The organism is Streptomyces sp. SM11 (genome assembly GCF_002910905.1).
Lineage (GTDB): Bacteria > Actinomycetota > Actinomycetes > Streptomycetales > Streptomycetaceae > Streptomyces.
Map to the genome: position 1 here is coordinate 1 of NZ_NEUE01000003.1, position 15,588 is coordinate 15,588.

A 15,588-nucleotide genomic window follows, 5' to 3' on the forward strand; every position below is an offset into this window, starting at 1 on the left:
GCCGTACGCTGCCCGGCCGGCTGGCCGACGCCCCGCACGGCACCTTCCTCGACCGCCGCATCGACGCGCTGTCGGGCGACGACCGCGGGATCGTCGCGCGCGGCGAGTACTTCTACGAGCCGGTGGTCGAGGAGGCATCGGGCTCCCGCATCAGATTCGACGGCCGCTGGTTCCTGAACTTCGCGTCGTACAGCTACCTCGGGCTCATCGGGCACCCCTACATCGACGACCAGGCGCTGCGCGCCGTCGAGCAGCACGGGACCGGCGCGCACGGCGTGCGACTGCTGGCCGGCACCCTGCACCTGCACCGCGAGCTGGAGCTGGCGCTCGCCCGCTTCCTCGGAGCGGAGGACGCCATTGTGTTCTCCAGCGGCTACATGGCGAACGTGGCCACGGTCGGCGCCCTCGTCGGCCCCGGCGACACTGTCATCGGCGACGTCTACAACCACGCCAGCATCCTCGACGGCTACCGGCTTTCCGGCGCCAAGGTCGTCACCTACGCCCACAACGACCTCGCCGACCTCGAGCGCGCCCTGCGCAAGGCGGGCGACGGCGGCCGCCTGGTGGTCACCGACGCCGTGTTCAGCATGGACGGCGACGTGGCCGACCTGCCCGGCATCCTGGAGCTGTGCGAGCGCTACGGCGCCCCGCTGATGGTCGACGAGGCGCACAGTCTCGGCGTGCTGGGCGAGACCGGGCGAGGTATCACCGAGCACTTCGGCATCGACCCGGACCGCGTCCACGTCAAGATGGGCACACTCTCCAAGACCGTGCCGAGCGCGGGCGGTTACGTCGCCGGCTCCCGTGACCTGATCTTCGCCCTGAAGAACAACGCGCGCGGCTGGATGTTCTCCGCGGCGGCGACGCCCGCGCAGGTGGCCGCCGCCAAGGCCGCCGTCGAGGTGATGGCCGCCGCGCCGTCCCTGCCCCGCGAGCTGCGGGCCAGGACCACCCGGTACCGCGACCAGCTCTACGCCCTGGGCTTCGACACGCTTGCCAGCGAGACGCCTGTTGTGCCCCTCATCTGCTCCAGCGCCGACCAGGCCGTGGAGATGGCGCGGCTGTGCCAGCTCGACGGGCTCTTCGTCCAGCCGATCGTGTACCCGGCCGTGCCGCGGACCCTTCCCCGGCTGCGGACGATCGTCAACCTCTGCCACACGGACGCCGACCTGGACGCGGCGGTCGTCACGCTCGAGAAGGCCGGCCGCGCCTGCGGCCTCATCCGCTGACCCGCCGGTGCCGCGCGGCTCCGCCCCCTCCCGGGGACCGGAGGCCACCGCACACCCGCACCGGCCCGTGCGCCGACCGGCGCACGGATCACCGCACCGATCACCGTCACCGCACCGGTCGCCGGCGGACCCGTCCGCCGGCGAACCGACCGACTGACGTACCGACCGATGTACCGCGAGCAAGGGGGATTCGACCATGACCGACACCACGGCGTTCTTCGGAGCGGTTCTGAAGACCATCGCCTCCACCCGCAACAACGGCAGCGACCCGGCGGCCTTCGCGTCCGGCGTGGCCGAGCCGGCGGCGCGCATCCGCGCGCTGGAGAAGGAGATCGGCGAGAGGGGCCTGACCCTCGCCGAGGGCGAGGAGATCCTCCGCCTCCTGGAGATGACGCTGCGCACCAAGCGCACACCCGACGAGGAGCGCGAGTACTACCTGCAATACATCGAGAAGGCGTCCGGCGTCAGCCGCGCCTCTCTCGGAGTGGCCAGCTGGTGAGCGGCTCCCGTCTCGCGTGGTTCAGTCACGAGATCTGCTTCTGGCACGACCCCGGCGCCGGTTCGGGGTATGTGCCGGTCGGGCCGGGCGTCGAACCGCTGCGGCAGTTCGCGGTCGACCCCGACCTGCGGCGAGCCGAGGGGCTGGTCAAGGCGACCGGGGTGATGGACCACTACACCGCCCACACCCCGGCGCCCGCCACCGACGAGGAGCTGCTCCTCGTGCACGCGCCCGGCCACATCGAGCGGGTCGAGGCCGCCTCGGCGGCCGGCGCGGGCGACGCCGGCGTGTACGCGCACGTCAACTACCACAGCGCGCGGGCGGCCAGGCTCGCCGCCGGGGCCTGCGTTCAGGCCGCGACGGGCGTCCTGGACGGCCGGTTCGACCGCGCCTACTGCCTGGTGCGCCCGCCCGGCCACCACGCCGAACCCGACCGGGCGATGGCGCTGTGCCTCTACAACAACGTGGCGGTCGCCGCCCGCGCGGCCCGGCGCCACGGGGCGCGGCGGGTACTGATCCTCGACTGGGACGTCCACCACGGCAACGGCATCCAGCGCACCTTCTACGAGGACCCCGACGTCCTGTACATCTCCGTCCACCAGGACGGGCTGTTCCCGGCGGCGTCCGGTCTGGTCATGGAAACCGGCGCCGGCGCGGGAGCGGGCAGCACGCTCAACGTGCCGCTGCCCGCCGGCTCCGGCCACGGCGCCTACCTGGGCGTCATGGAGCGGATCGTGGAACCCGCGGCCCGCGCCTTCGCCCCCGACCTGATCCTGGTGGCGGCGGGCGTGGACGCGGGCGGCCACGACCCGATGGGCCGGATGATGTGCACCAGCCGGACCTTCCACACCATGGCCTCGGCGATATGCCGGCTCGCCGACGAACTGACCGGAGGCCGGGTGGTGTTCGCCCACGAGGGCGGCTACTCGGCGTGGTACCAGCCGATGCTGGTCCTGGGCACGGCCGCCGGGGTCGCAGGGCTGCCGGCGCCCGAGGACCCGTTCCTGCACTCCTTGGAGCATCTTCCGGGGCAGCGCCTCCAGCGCCATCAGGAGCGGGTGATCCGGCACTTGGAGGAGCACCACCCACTGCTGGCCGGCCGCCAGGCCGGGGGGCGGCCCGTGACGGCCGGACACGTCGTGTCCGGGGACGCGGGGCCCGGATGAGCGGCTGGTGGATGAGGGCGGGCGGCGGTGCCCGCCGCACGGCCGCCGACGGCCCGGGGCACGGGCTCCGGACCCGCCCGCGGTTCCGGCTCGTAGCGCTTCCGCACGCCGGCGGGTGGCCGTCCGCGTTCCGCTCCTGGTGGCAGGTGCTGCCCGACGACGTCGAGTGCGTCGTGGCCCAGCTGCCCGGCCGGGGCGCGCGCATCAACGAGCCGCTGGTCAACCGGGTCGAGCCGATGGTCGACGCCCTCGCCCGCGAGCTGGCCGAACTGGAGCCGCTGCCGTACGCGGTGGTCGGGCACAGCTTCGGCAGCGTCCTCGGCTACGAACTGACCCGCGCCATGGAGACGAAGGGGCTGCCCCCGGAGCTGCTCGCCGTGTCGGCGCGGCAACCGCCGTGCTTCCCCAGCGAACCGCCCTTCGCGCACCTGCGGACCGATGCAGAGCTGCTGGAGCACCTGACGGACATCGGCGGGATGTCGCCGGGGCTGATGGACCGCGCAGACCTGGTCGGCCCGTCGCTCCGGGCCATCCGCGCCGACCTGGAGGCGATGGAGACATATCGGCGGCCCCGCTCCGGCGTCTGCGTCCCGATCCTCGCCCTGGGCGCGGTGGACGACCCGGTGGTGATCGGTGACCGGATGCACCTGTGGTCGCTGGAGACCTCCGGCGGCTTCGCACACCAGACGTTCAACGGAGGTCACTTCTACCTGTACGCCCCTGCCAACGCGGCAGCCGTGGCGGCGCTCCTGCTGCCCGGGCCCGCCGCGCCGCTCCCGGCGGCGCCCCCCGCCCCCCTGCCCGGCATCCGAGCCGGGCACCGATGAGCACGACCCCGAAAGGACCTCCCCCTTGACCACCAACACCGACACCCCCGCACAGGCAGGGCCACGCGAGTGGCTGGGCTTGGCAGTCCTGGCGCTGCCGACCCTGCTGCTCTCCATCGACGTGAGCGTGTTGCACCTCGCCGTGCCGCACATCAGCGCGGCTCTGGACCCCTCCGCCTCCCAGATGCTGTGGATCATCGACATCTACGGCTTCCTGATCGCGGGCTTCCTGGTGACTATGGGCACCCTGGGCGACCGGATGGGCCGCCGGAAGCTGCTGCTGATCGGCGCGGCGGCGTTCGGCGTCGCCTCGCTGGCCGCCGTCTTCGCCAACGACCCGGTCACGCTGATCGCGGCGCGGGCGGCGATGGGTCTGGCCGGGGCCACGCTGATGCCCTCCACGCTCGCCCTGATCATGAACATGTTCCGCGACGCCCGTCAGCGCGGTGTGGCCATCGCCGTCTGGGTCACGATGTTCTCCGTGGGCATCGCGCTCGGTCCGGTGGTCGGCGGTGCCATGCTGGAGTACTTCTGGTGGGGCTCGGTCTTCCTGCTCGGCGTGCCGATCATGGCGCTGCTGCTGGTGGCCGGTCCGCTGCTGCTCCCCGAGTACCGTGACGAGCAGGCCGGTCGCCTCGACCTGACGAGCGCCGCGCTGTCGCTGGCCGCGATCCTGCCGGCGATCTACGGCCTGAAGGAGATCGCCAACGACGGCTTCGGGGCCATCCCGGTCGCCGCGGTCGTCGTGGGCCTGGCCGTCGGGGTGCTCTTCATCCGCCGGCAGCGCTCCCTGGAAAGCCCGCTGATGGACCTGGCGCTCTTCCGTACCCCCATGTTCCGCACCGCGCTGGTGACGCTGCTGCTCAGCATGCTCGTGGCGGGCGGCACGTATCTGATGGTGACGCAGTACCTCCAGCTCGTCGGAGGCCTGACGCCGATGAAGGCGGGCCTGTGGCTGCTGCCGGCGGCGTTCGCGCTGATCGTCACCGCGGTGGTGTCCCCGATGGCGGCGAGCCGCTTCCGGCCCGCGTACGTCGTCGCAGCCGGCCTGGCCGTCTCGGCGGTGGGCCACCTGACGCTGTTCCTGGCCGACAGCTCCTCGGGCATCGCCCAGGTGGTCATCGGCTTCGCCTTCGTGTACGCGGGCGGCGGTCCGCTGATCGCGCTGGGCACCGACATCGTGGTCGGATCGGCCCCGCCGGAGCGGGCCGGCGGCGCGGCCGCCCTGTCGGAGACCAGCACCGAGCTGGGCATGGCGCTGGGCGTGGCGCTGCTCGGCAGCCTCAGCGCGGCCGTGTACCACGCCGGGGTGAAGGTCCCTCAGGGGGCACCGGAGTACGCCGGGGACACGCTGGCCGGCGCGGTCGACGCGGCGCGGGGCCTGTCCGCGGAGGCGGCCTCCGGCCTGCTGGCCTCGGCGCGGGACGCCTTCACCGACGGCCTGAACATCATCGGCGGCATAGGGGCGGTCGTGGCGGTCGCCTCGGCCGTATTGGTGGCGCTCGTCGTGAAGCTGCCCCCGACGGGCGCGGGTGAGGGCGCCGGCGACTCCGAGGGCGCGGCCGACGGGGCCGCCCCCGTCGGTGTGGAGGGCTGACACAAGCCGTCCGTCCCGCCCCGAAGGGCGACCCCGAATCCGGCCCGCGTCACGACGACGCGGGCCGGACCCGTCATGCGGGGGCACCAGCCCCGGCGCCCGTACGGGACGCGGCAGCAAGCCCGGCCGCGCCCCGGCAAGCACCCAGGTACCACCCCAGGCCCCGCCCCCAGCGGCACCTGCACCGCTGCCCTGTACCGCGGCACACCCCCACCCCCAACCTCCCACCCCGCTACTCGACCCCGTCCTCATAGGCGTCGACGTACTCACCCGACGGGGGGATGGGCGTGATCACGTCCACCAGGACACCGTCCGGGGCGGCCACGATGAAGTGGCGCTGGCCGAACGCCTCGCTGCGCAGGTCGAGTTCGACCGGGAGGCCGGCCTCCCGCACCAGCCGGGCGTACTCGGCGTCGACGTCGGCCACCTCGAAGTTGAGGAGGAGGCCCGCGGCGGGCCGCCGGTACCCCTCGGGCACGGTGGGGTGGCCCGCGGAGACCAGGGCCAGTTCGTGGTATAGCGGCTCAGGCTGGCGCAGGCTGACGTACCAGTCGCTCGTGTAGGTTGTCTCGAACCCGAAGTGCGTGCGGTAGAAGGCCACGGACTCGTGGATCTGCTCGGTGCAGAGGACCGGATAGAAGCTGGTCAGGGCGGAGGACGTCATGGTGGCACCGTTCTGCGTGGGGCATCGGTCGTTCCGTCTCAACGAGCCCAGCGCCCCCGCGTCACGCCGTCGCGTCACGTCTGCGCCAGTCGCTCGTTGAACCTGCGGAAGTCAGATTGACATACCGAGAGTATGTCTTTAGTGTCATCTGACATGCCGTAGGTACGTGAGCGGAGTCGTCTCTATGCTGACCAGCTTCTGTCCGGTGATCTGCACCTCGCGCATGGACGAGACCCGCAGCTTCTACGCGAGACTCTTCGGCTTCACCGCCGCCCATGCGACCCCGTGGTACGCCGCGCTGGTCCGCGGCGGGCAGCGGCAGCACGAGCTCGCGCTCCTCGACCACACCCACCCCGCGCTGCCCGAGGCCCTCCGCACGCCCGTGCGCGCGGTGCGGCTCACCGTGGCCGTGGCGAACGGGGGCGCGGCGTGGGAGAGGCTGGCCGCCCTTGGGGCCGTAGAGGCCGCGGAGCAGGGGGAAGGGCGGCACGTCGTCATCGTCGACCCCAACGGGGTCCGCGTCGACGTCGTGGCGGCCTGACCAGCGCGCGGCGTTGGGCGGGGGAGCACCGCGCGGCGCCTCGACGGGGTCGCCGCGCAGGGTCACCTGGTGCGCAGCGCTTCCAGTATCCGGGTCAGCGCCTGGCGCGTGGCGTCCAGATCGGCGGCGTCCTCCGACATGGCCAGCCACAGGGCGGCCTCGTTCATCGCGCCGGACAGCAGATGTGTCAGCGGCGCCACCGGCTGGGCCGGGATGGTGCCCTCCAGGACGAGCGCGGTGAGGGCGTGGGCCAGGTGGCGGCCGGAGGTGGCCTCGGTCAGCGCCCGCCAGCTCCGCCAGCCGAGCACCGCGGGGCCGTCCACCAGCATGATTCGCTGGACGGAGGGGTTCGTGGTGGCTTCCAGGAAGGCGTGGCAGCCGGCCGTGAGCTGGCTCCAGGAGTCCTGCTGCGCGTCGGCCGTCGCCGCGACACGGGTGGCGACCTCTTGCTGGACCTGCTCCAGTACGGCCTGGAAGAGCGCGGCCTTACCGCCCTCGAAGTGGTGGTAGAGCGCCCCCTTGGTGACGCCGACCGCCTGGACGACCTCCGACAGGTGGACGGATGCGTAGCCCTGGGCCGAGAAGAGCCGCCGGCTCTCGCGCACCAGGGTCTGCCGGGTCTGTTCGCGCTGCTGTGCCCGGACCCCGGTCCTCATCGTGCCCCCCGTCTCGACCTGCAGAAACCTCCTGCGCACGGTACTTCGTGGCCCTCCGGACCAGCGACCGCGTTCCACGGCACCCAGTCTCTCCCCCCGAGGCGGAGCCGCACGGCCGGCGCGCCTGAGGTGCCGTCAGCCATGCCAGTAGTATGTCACTTCGAGCCATTCGGCGGAATATGCGTTGCCCACCCGGCAAAGCCGCCCCGCCATCCCCCTCGGCTGGGCTAACCTGCCACATAGGAGAGCGGCCGCGCCCCCTCCCGAAGCGGCGACCTCCGGCACACCGCGACCAGCGGCCCGACCCACCCGGCACCACCGACCAACCCCCACCACCGACACGAGACGCGCCCGAAGGCATGCCCGAGGCACTGACACCAGCCCCCGAGGACACCCACCCCGCCATACCCGCCCCGGGGGAATGCCACCTCTGGGACATACCCGTCCGGCCGCGCCCGGACTGGCTCACCCTCCTCGACGAGGAGGAACGCGCCTCCGCCGCCCGCTTCACCCGCACCCGGGCCCGCGAGGTCTTCCTGACCTCCCGCGCGGCCCAGCGCCTCGTGGGCGCCCACTACCTGGGCGTGCCGCCCACCGCCGTCACGGTCAGGCGCGACTGCGCCCACTGCGCGACCGAGCCCCCCGTCCCGCACGGCAGGCCCCGCTTCGCGCACGGCACGCCGCCCCCGGTCGACTACTCGGTGTCGCACACCGAGGAGCACCTGCTCATCGCCGTGACCGGACACGGAGTGGTCGGCGTCGACATCGAGGCCCGCGGCTCCCTGCGGGACGCCGACGCCCTCCCCGCAGCGGCGCTGACACCGGCCGAGCGGGAGCACTACACGGCACTGCCCGCCCACGAACGGCCCGACTGGCTGCTGACCGCCTGGACCCGCAAGGAGGCGGCGATGAAGCTCACCGGCCTCGGCCTGCGCGCCGTCCCCCGCCACCTCGACGTACGCGGCCCGCAGGTGACCGCGGGTCCCATCCCCGGCTGGCCGGACACCCCGATCCACCTCTACCTCCTCCCGGCCCCCGAAGCCCACACAGCAGCCCTCGCCTCGACCACCCCGATAACCGCCACCCGCCCCCACACTCTCCCGTAACCCCACACCTCCGCTCCCTGACCCTCCAGGCGAACAAGCGCCTACGTGGACTTCGACAAGGCAGTACGGACCCCGGATCCGGTGCTCCACGGCATCAAGGTCGGTGACCTGGTCGCTCAGTACGAGACGTGTCAGATCCGCTGGTGCTACACGATGGTCAGGTAACCAAGATCGGCCGGGAGCTGATCCACACGTCGGAAGCCCGGAAGTTCAAGATCAAGGGCGGCATGGAGAGCTGCCGCTCCACCGTCAGCTACACCCGCATCGTCCGCCTCAAGGACACCGGAACGCCGGAGCGCGCACCCCAAGCGGCAGCGGACGGCGAACCCACCTGAGCAAGAAGCCTAAGACGAAGATCAGCACGGTGGATCTGCCCCCTTCGGTAGCCGAGGAGCTGAAGCGTCATATCGAAGCGTTCCCGCCGGTAGAGGTGGAGCTGCCGGGGGGAAAGTCGGAGGGGGAGAGGAAGGAGTTCTCGCTGCTGCTCACCACGCGCTTCGGCAACGCCGTCGCGGTGAACACATGGAACACCTACACCTGGAAGCCCGCCTTGGCCAGGCCGGTGTCATCCCGCCACGTGCCGAAGGGGCGAAAGCCTGGCAGTGGGCGGCGGCCCCGAAGGACGGTTTCCACGTGCTTCGGCACACCTACGCCTCGATCATGCTGGAAGCCGGAGAGTCCGTCGTGACCTTGGCGCGGTGGCTCGGACATTCCTCGCCAGCGATCACTCTCGGTTACTATGCTCACTTCATGTCGGAGGCTGGCAGCAAGGGGCGCGGCACCATCGACGGTCTGCTTGGGAAGGGCGGGGCATCGGCTTGCTAGCCGAAACTCCCCAGATTCTCCCCAGCGCCGTCGAGCGGCGATTCCCGCCTCTGCGCCCGGCAGCAGCCCTCCGTTGATTGTAAGGCTGAAGAGATGGGTGGCCTCGGAAAGTGTTGCAAGAAGTCGTAGCGACCCGCTATGTCACGCCCCTGCGGGAGGGCGGATCACTCCCAGGGATCGTCGAGGCCGACGACCTGGGCACGTACGTCATGAAGTTCACCGGGGCGGGGCAGGGGCGCAAGACGCTCGTCGCCGAGATCATCTGCGGGGAACTCGGCCGCCGGCTGGGGCTGCGGGTGCCCGAGCTGGTGACCATCGAGCTCGACCCCGTCATCGGACTCGCCGAGCCCGACGAGGAGGTGCAGGAGCTGCTCCGTGCGAGCGGCGGACTGAACCTCGGGATGGACTACCTGCCGGGCTCGCTCGGGTTCGACCCGCTCGCCTACGAGGTCGGGGCAGCCGAGGCCGGGCGGATCATCTGGTTCGACGCGCTGATCAACAACGTCGACCGCTCCTGGCGCAACCCCAACCTGCTCGTCTGGCACGGCGACCTCTGGCTCATCGACCACGGCGCGACCATGATCTGGCACCACAACTGGCCGGGCGCCCAGACGTCCGCGGCCAAGCCGTACAACGCCTCGGACCATGTCCTGGCCCCCTTCGGGCCGGACGTCGCGGCCGCGGCCGCCGAGCTCGCCCCGCTGGTCACCGAGGAGCTGCTCACCGAGGTGGCCGCCGACGTGCCGGATGTCTGGCTGGCCGCCGAGCCCGGCTTCGGTTCCGCCGAGGAGGTGCGCCGGGCCTACATCGCACCGCTGCTCGCGCGCGCCGCCGACATCCACCAGCGGATCACGCTGGACGAGCCGGCCGCGACCCGGCCCTCCCGGGCCCCGGGGTGGCTCACCGAGCGACTGCCCCCACGGTCGAAGCCGGCCGGCGGCGACCGCGCCGCGGCAGCCGTCCGTACCGGTGAGGAGGGCGGCCGATGACGCGGCGCGATGTCTTCGAGTACGCGCTCCTGCGCGTCGTGCCACGGGTCGAGCGCGGGGAGTGCTTCAACGCAGGGGTGCTCGTCTACTGCCGGGCGCACTCGTTCGTCGCCGCCCGTACGCACCTGGACGAGGCGAAGCTGAAGGCGCTGGACCCGGGGGCCGACGTCGTCGGAGTGCGGGCCGCCCTGCGCGCCGTCGAGGGGGTCTGCGGCGGGGGCGAGGGCGCCGGTCAGGCGGCGGGCGACGACGCCGGACGGCGGTTCCGCTGGCTGATCGCCCCGCGCTCCACGGTCGTCCAGCCCGGCGCCGTGCACAGCGGCCTGACGACTGACCCGGCCGGCGAGGTGGAACGGCTGCTCGACCTCCTCGTGCGCTGATGCACGCCCCGGCGGGACCATGACGGCACAGCGGCGGGCGCTCCCGCCCGGTGTGACGTGCGGCCTGCCGGGGCGTGCGCCGTTGACACCGGGTGCCAGGGCTTCTAGCGTCTCGTCTGCTGAAGGTACTAAGCGGTTGCTCAGTGATCGGGAGCCCTTACTGTCAGGGAAACGCCCCGACGTCCGCTGAGCCGCGATCCAAGGGCGAGGAGAACCAAGCATGTCCACCACCGAGCAGCGCGTCGCCATCGTGACGGGAGCGGCGCGGGGCATCGGCGCCGCCACTGCCGTACGCCTCGCGGCCGAGGGCCGCTCCGTCGCCGTACTCGATCTCGACGAGGCGGCCTGCAAGGACACGGTCGAGAAGATCACCGCAGCCGGGGGCACCGCCCTCGCCGTCGGCTGCGACGTGTCGGACGCGGGCCAGGTGGAGGCCGCCGTCGCGCGGGTCGCCGCCGAGCTGGGCGCGCCGACGATCCTCGTGAACAACGCGGGCGTGCTCCGCGACAACCTGCTGTTCAAGATGAGCGAGTCCGACTGGGACCTCGTGATGAACGTGCACCTCAAGGGCGCGTTCCTGATGGCGAAGGCCGTCCAGGCCCACATGGTCGAGGCGAAGTTCGGCCGGATCGTCTCGTTGTCCTCCTCCTCGGCCCTCGGCAACCGGGGCCAGGCCAACTACTCCGCGGTCAAGGCGGGGCTCCAGGGCCTCACCAAGACGCTCGCCAAGGAGCTCGGCAAGTTCGGTGTCACGGCCAACGCCGTCGCGCCCGGCTTCATCGTCACCGAGATGACCGCGCAGACGGCGGCACGCGTCGGCATGGGCTTCGAGGAGTTCCAGGCGGCGGCCGCCACCCAGATCCCCGTCCAGCGCGTCGGCTGTCCCGAGGACGTCGCGAACGCCATCGCCTTCTTCGCGGGCGACGACGCGGGCTTCGTCTCCGGCCAGGTCATGTACGTGTCCGGCGGACCCCTCAACTGATCCGAAGGGCAGCGGACATCATGACGGTGCAGGACAGCGGGAAAGTCGCCCTCATCACGGGCGCGAGCCGGGGCATCGGCTACGGGATCGCCGAGGCGTTCGTCGCCCGCGGCGACCGGGTGGTCATCACCGGCCGGGGCGAGGACGCCCTGAAGGACGCCGTCGAGCGGCTCGGCTCCGACCGGGCGATCGGCGTCGCGGGCAAGGCGCACGACGAGGCGCACCAGGCCGCTGTGGTCGAGCGCGCGATGGAGGGGTTCGGCCGGGTCGACTACCTGGTGAACAACGCCGGGACGAATCCGGTCTTCGGTGCCATCGCGGAGCTCGACCTGAACGTAGCCCGCAAGGTCTACGAGACCAATGTGATCTCGGCGCTGGGCTTCGCCCAGCAGACCTGGAAGGCCTGGCAGAAGGAGAACGGCGGGGCGATCGTGAACATCGCCTCGGTCGCCGGGGTCTCCGCCTCGCCGTTCATCGGCGCGTACGGCATGAGCAAGGCGGCGATGGTCAACCTGACCCTCCAGCTGGCGCACGAGTTCGCTCCGGCCGTCCGGGTCAACGCCATCGCCCCGGCCGTGGTCAAGACGAAGTTCGCCGAGGCCCTCTATGAGGGCCGCGAAGCGGAGGCCGCCGCCGCCTATCCGCTGGGGCGGCTCGGTGTGCCCGAGGACATCGGCGGCGCGGCGGCCTTCCTGACCTCGGCACAGTCCGACTGGATCACCGGACAGACCCTCGTGGTCGACGGAGGGATCTTCCTCAACGCGGGCGTGGGCTGAGGGCGGCCTGAACCGTTTTGGGCCTGATTGAGTCAAGTGCCCCGCCGGGCCATCGGATTGACCCGGTGGGGCGCTGCGGTATGGTCTGCCGACCCATGGCTGATCGAGGAGCGTGCACGTGTTCTACCGGGCCAGTCTGCAGGCTGCTGCAGCCCTAGCTTCCCTTTCTCTGCTGGCCGGCTGCGGTCTCTTTTCCGACAGCGGATCGGAAACGGACCAGAAGATAACCGTCGGGACGACCAGCTCCCCGTCCACACTCGATCCGGCTGCGGCCTGGGACGGTTCCTGGGAACTGATGCGGAATGTTTACCAGACCCTGGTGAGCTTCCCCACCGGCAGCACGAGCCCGGAGCCGGACGCGGCGGAATCCTGCAAGTTCACCGACGTCACGAGCATGGCGTACCGGTGCACGCTCAAGAAGAACCTCAAGTTCTCCAACGGCGAGAAGCTCGACGCCGAGGCCGTGAAGTACTCCATCGACCGCATCGTGGACATCCACTTCAAGGGCGGCCCGGCCGGGATGCTCGACTCCCTGGACCGGATCGAGACCAAGGGCGACGACACGGTCGTCTTCCACCTGAACACGTCCGACGCCACGTTCCCGTTCATCCTGGCCACGCCCGCCATGTCGCTCGTCGCCCCCGGCGACTACCGCAAGGACAAGATCCGCGACGACGGCAAGGTCACCGGCTCCGGCCCGTACCTCCTGGAGTCCTACGAGGCCGGGGCCACCGCCGAGCTGAAGAAGAACCCGGACTACAAGGGCTTCGCCAACCGGAAGAACAACGCGGTCACCATCCGCTACTTCGAGAAGTCCGGCGACATGGTGAGCGCGCTCAAGGCGAAGGAGATCGACGCCACCTACCGGGGTCTGACCGCCGAGGAGGTCGTCGGCCTGGAGGACAACAAGGCCGACAACGCCGGCCTCCAGATCGTCGAGAGCACCGGCGCGGACATCCGCTTCCTGGTCTTCAACCCGAAGGATCCGGCCGCCGCGAACCCCGCCGTCCGCAAGGCCATCGCCCATGTCGTGGACCGTGACGCCCTGGTCGCCAAGGTCTACCGGGGGACCGCCGAGCCCCTCTACTCCATGATCCCCAAGGGTATCGCCGGACACACCACGAGCTTCTTCGACACCTTCGGCGACCCGGACGTGAAGAAGGCGAAGGAGATCCTCACCGGGGCCGGTATCACCGAGCCCGTGAAGATGAGCTTCTGGTACACAACCGACCGGTACGGCTCCTCCACCGAGCCCGAGTTCGAGGAGCTCAAGCGGCAGCTGGAAGGCTCCGGGCTGTTCGAGATCACGCTGCAGGGCGAGCCCTGGCAGAAGTTCCAGGAAGGCTTCAACAAGGGCGAGTACCCGGTCTTCGGCCGAGGCTGGTTCCCGGACTTCCCGGACCCCGACAACTTCGTCGCCCCCTTCGTCGGCAAGGAGAGCGTCACCGGTACCCCGTACATCAACAAGGAGATTACGCAGCAGCTGATCCCCTCCTCGCGGCAGGAGAGCGACCGGGGCGCGGTTAGCAAGCAGTTCGAGCGGGCCCAGGAGATCCTCGTCGACGACGTCCGTCTGCTGCCGCTGTGGCAGGGCAAGCTGTACGTGGCCGCGGGCGAGGACATCGGCGGCGGCGAGCGCGCACTCGACCCGCAGACCGTCATGCAGCTGTGGGAGCTGTACCGCAAGGCCAGCTGGTAGACGCTGTCCGGCAGGCGTTCCACGGGACGGGCGTCGGGGCCCGTTGTCAGTGGCGCCCGGTAGGTTCTGGGATCAAGAACCTGTTGCTCACCGGAGGTTGTAGACGTGACCGATATCGACCTGCTGCCCGAGTCCTGGCGCGCCGTCCTCGGCGAAGAACTCCAGAAGCCGTACGTCAAGGAACTGGCGGAATTCGTCGAGGAGGAGCGGGCCAGGGGTCCCGTGTATCCACCGCGCGAGCAGGTCTTCGCCGCCCTGGACGCCACGCCGTACGAGCAGGTGAAGGTCCTCGTCCTCGGCCAGGACCCGTATCACGGCGAGGGCCAGGGGCACGGACTCTGCTTCTCCGTGCGGCCCGGAGTCAGGACGCCGCCTTCGCTGCGCAACATCTACAAGGAGATGGAGCAGGAGCTCGGCCTGCCGATCCCGGACAACGGCTATCTGATGCCCTGGGCCGAGCAGGGCGTCCTCCTGCTCAACGCCGTGCTCACCGTGCGGGGAGGCGAGGCGAACTCTCACAAGAACAAGGGCTGGGAGAAGATCACCGACGCTGTGATCCGCGCCGTCGCCGACCGGCCCGACCCGGCGGTCTTCGTGCTCTGGGGCAACTACGCGCAGAAGAAGCTGCCCCTGATCGACGAGGAGCGCCATGTGGTGGTGAAGGGCGCCCATCCCTCGCCGCTGTCCGCCAAGAAGTTCTTCGGCTCCAGCCCCTTCACCCGGATCAATGAGGCCGTGGCCGCCCAGGGGCACCAGCCGATCGACTGGCGGATCCCCGGCCTCGGCTGACGGACACCCCCTGGGCGCCCGTGTCTGACCGGTTATGCGGAAGCCCGGCGCTAGCGTCGGACGGACGGGCAACCGGCTGGACGGGCGACGAGGAGACCGTAGTGGTGGAGCAGCAGGAGGCGTCCGACGACGCCGTCATGACCAGGATCGGCCAGGCGATCATGCTGCTCCACGGAGGTGACCGGGAGGAGGCACGCAACCGCTTCGGCGCGCTCTGGTCGGAGCTCGGAGCGGATGGCGATGCCCTGCACCGCTGCACCCTGGCGCACTACATGGCCGACACCCAGGACGACCCCGGCGACGAGCTGGCCTGGGACCTGCGGGCCCTGACGGCCGCCGAGGGGCTGAGAGTCGCCGAGGGGCCGGACGAGGCCGGGGGACCGGGCGATGCCGAGAGGCCGGGTGACGGCGAAGGGCCCGGTGCCGCTGAGGGGCCGGGTGGCGTGCGGGCGGCGGAACACCGGGACACCCCGGCCGTCCGGGCGTTCTACCCCTCGCTGCACCTCAACCTCGCGGCGGACTACCTCAAGCTGCAGCGTCCCGACTCGGCCCGCGTCCACCTCCAGCAGGCCCGTGCCGCGGCCGAATCGCTGGCGGACGACGGGTACGGGGGTGGGGTGCGCGCCGCGATCGACCGGCTGGAGCTCCGTATGCGGGAGCGGTGACCCTGTTCGGCTCCGGCGAGGTTTCCGTGTCAGCGGCCGTACGCCTCCTCGCAGATGCGGGCCTCCGGGCTGCCGGCGGGCCAGCCGCCGTACCCCCTGCCGAGCGCGCAGACGTCCGCCCCACCGCCGGGGACGCGCGGCACGGCGGGCACGGTGGCGGACGGAACGTCCGGGACCCGGTGCGGCGTACGGGGCGCC

At 71.3% G+C, this 15,588-nt stretch carries 18 protein-coding genes; 16 read left to right on the forward strand and 2 right to left on the reverse strand.

Annotation, left to right across the window (positions count from 1 at the left end; all coding sequences use genetic code 11):
- The 5 genes from B9S58_RS00100 to B9S58_RS00120 form a co-directional block, all read left to right on the forward strand.
- Positions 1-1,229, forward strand: a 1,229-nt coding sequence (locus tag B9S58_RS00100; protein ID WP_146063422.1) for a pyridoxal phosphate-dependent aminotransferase family protein, incomplete at its 5' end; no start/stop codon positions are given.
- A gap of 196 nt (positions 1,230-1,425) precedes the next feature.
- Positions 1,426-1,728 carry a hypothetical protein gene (locus tag B9S58_RS00105; RefSeq protein ID WP_103530111.1) on the forward strand — a complete coding sequence of 101 codons (303 nt, stop codon included), beginning with the start codon at positions 1,426-1,428 and terminating at the stop codon, positions 1,726-1,728.
- Positions 1,725-2,894 carry a class II histone deacetylase gene (locus B9S58_RS00110; protein ID WP_103530112.1) on the forward strand — a complete coding sequence of 390 codons (1,170 nt, stop codon included), beginning with the start codon at positions 1,725-1,727 and terminating at the stop codon, positions 2,892-2,894. The genes B9S58_RS00105 and B9S58_RS00110 overlap by 4 nt, the downstream gene beginning before the upstream one ends.
- Positions 2,891-3,721 (forward strand): thioesterase II family protein, encoded by an 831-nt coding sequence (locus tag B9S58_RS00115; RefSeq protein ID WP_103530113.1) that lies wholly within the window; start codon positions 2,891-2,893, stop codon positions 3,719-3,721. The genes B9S58_RS00110 and B9S58_RS00115 overlap by 4 nt, the downstream gene beginning before the upstream one ends.
- 25 nt (positions 3,722-3,746) lie before the next feature.
- Positions 3,747-5,318: an MFS transporter gene (locus B9S58_RS00120; RefSeq protein ID WP_103530114.1), complete on the forward strand. Its 1,572-nt coding sequence runs from the start codon at positions 3,747-3,749 to the stop codon at positions 5,316-5,318.
- Positions 5,319-5,550: 232 nt separating this feature from the next.
- On the opposite strand, the gene B9S58_RS00125 is transcribed toward B9S58_RS00120, so the two are convergent.
- Positions 5,551-5,982 (reverse strand): VOC family protein, encoded by a 432-nt coding sequence (locus tag B9S58_RS00125; protein ID WP_103530115.1) that lies wholly within the window; start codon positions 5,980-5,982, stop codon positions 5,551-5,553.
- Between the two features lie 184 nt (positions 5,983-6,166).
- On the opposite strand from B9S58_RS00125, the gene B9S58_RS00130 reads away from it, so the two are divergent.
- On the forward strand, positions 6,167-6,523 hold the full coding sequence (locus tag B9S58_RS00130) for a VOC family protein (protein ID WP_103530116.1): 357 nt from the start codon (positions 6,167-6,169) through the stop codon (positions 6,521-6,523).
- Positions 6,524-6,585: 62 nt separating this feature from the next.
- Here B9S58_RS00130 and B9S58_RS00135 read toward each other — a convergent pair whose 3' ends face one another.
- Complete coding sequence (locus B9S58_RS00135) at positions 6,586-7,179, reverse strand: TetR/AcrR family transcriptional regulator (RefSeq protein WP_103530117.1); 594 nt, start codon at positions 7,177-7,179, stop codon at positions 6,586-6,588.
- A gap of 359 nt (positions 7,180-7,538) precedes the next feature.
- On the opposite strand from B9S58_RS00135, the gene B9S58_RS00140 reads away from it, so the two are divergent.
- The 10 genes from B9S58_RS00140 (at position 7,539) to B9S58_RS00185 (ending at position 15,390) form a co-directional block, all read left to right on the forward strand.
- On the forward strand, positions 7,539-8,285 hold the full coding sequence (locus tag B9S58_RS00140) for a 4'-phosphopantetheinyl transferase superfamily protein (protein ID WP_103530118.1): 747 nt from the start codon (positions 7,539-7,541) through the stop codon (positions 8,283-8,285).
- A gap of 143 nt (positions 8,286-8,428) precedes the next feature.
- Positions 8,429-8,620 (forward strand): hypothetical protein, encoded by a 192-nt coding sequence (locus B9S58_RS00145; protein WP_103530119.1) that lies wholly within the window; start codon positions 8,429-8,431, stop codon positions 8,618-8,620.
- 187 nt (positions 8,621-8,807) lie between these two features.
- Positions 8,808-9,110, forward strand: coding sequence for a tyrosine-type recombinase/integrase (locus tag B9S58_RS38580; RefSeq protein ID WP_258044116.1), 303 nt, complete (start codon positions 8,808-8,810; stop codon positions 9,108-9,110).
- A gap of 110 nt (positions 9,111-9,220) precedes the next feature.
- A complete protein-coding gene (locus tag B9S58_RS00155; protein WP_181009123.1) occupies positions 9,221-10,099 on the forward strand; it encodes a HipA family kinase in 879 nt (292 codons plus the stop codon).
- Positions 10,096-10,479 carry a DUF3037 domain-containing protein gene (locus tag B9S58_RS00160; protein ID WP_103530122.1) on the forward strand — a complete coding sequence of 128 codons (384 nt, stop codon included), beginning with the start codon at positions 10,096-10,098 and terminating at the stop codon, positions 10,477-10,479. The genes B9S58_RS00155 and B9S58_RS00160 overlap by 4 nt, the downstream gene beginning before the upstream one ends.
- 220 nt (positions 10,480-10,699) lie before the next feature.
- Positions 10,700-11,461 carry a 3-oxoacyl-ACP reductase FabG gene (fabG, locus tag B9S58_RS00165; protein ID WP_103530123.1) on the forward strand — a complete coding sequence of 254 codons (762 nt, stop codon included), beginning with the start codon at positions 10,700-10,702 and terminating at the stop codon, positions 11,459-11,461.
- 20 nt (positions 11,462-11,481) lie between these two features.
- A complete protein-coding gene (locus B9S58_RS00170) occupies positions 11,482-12,237 on the forward strand; it encodes an SDR family oxidoreductase (protein WP_103530124.1) in 756 nt (251 codons plus the stop codon).
- A 118-nt stretch (positions 12,238-12,355) separates the two neighbouring features.
- Positions 12,356-13,936 (forward strand): ABC transporter substrate-binding protein, encoded by a 1,581-nt coding sequence (locus B9S58_RS00175; protein ID WP_103530125.1) that lies wholly within the window; start codon positions 12,356-12,358, stop codon positions 13,934-13,936.
- Positions 13,937-14,041: 105 nt separating this feature from the next.
- Positions 14,042-14,725 carry a uracil-DNA glycosylase gene (locus tag B9S58_RS00180; RefSeq protein ID WP_103530126.1) on the forward strand — a complete coding sequence of 228 codons (684 nt, stop codon included), beginning with the start codon at positions 14,042-14,044 and terminating at the stop codon, positions 14,723-14,725.
- A gap of 101 nt (positions 14,726-14,826) precedes the next feature.
- The gene (locus tag B9S58_RS00185; RefSeq protein ID WP_103530127.1) at positions 14,827-15,390 is read left to right on the forward strand and encodes a hypothetical protein; all 564 of its coding nucleotides are present in this window, start codon (positions 14,827-14,829) and stop codon (positions 15,388-15,390) included.
- Positions 15,391-15,588: the final 198 nt, after the last annotated feature.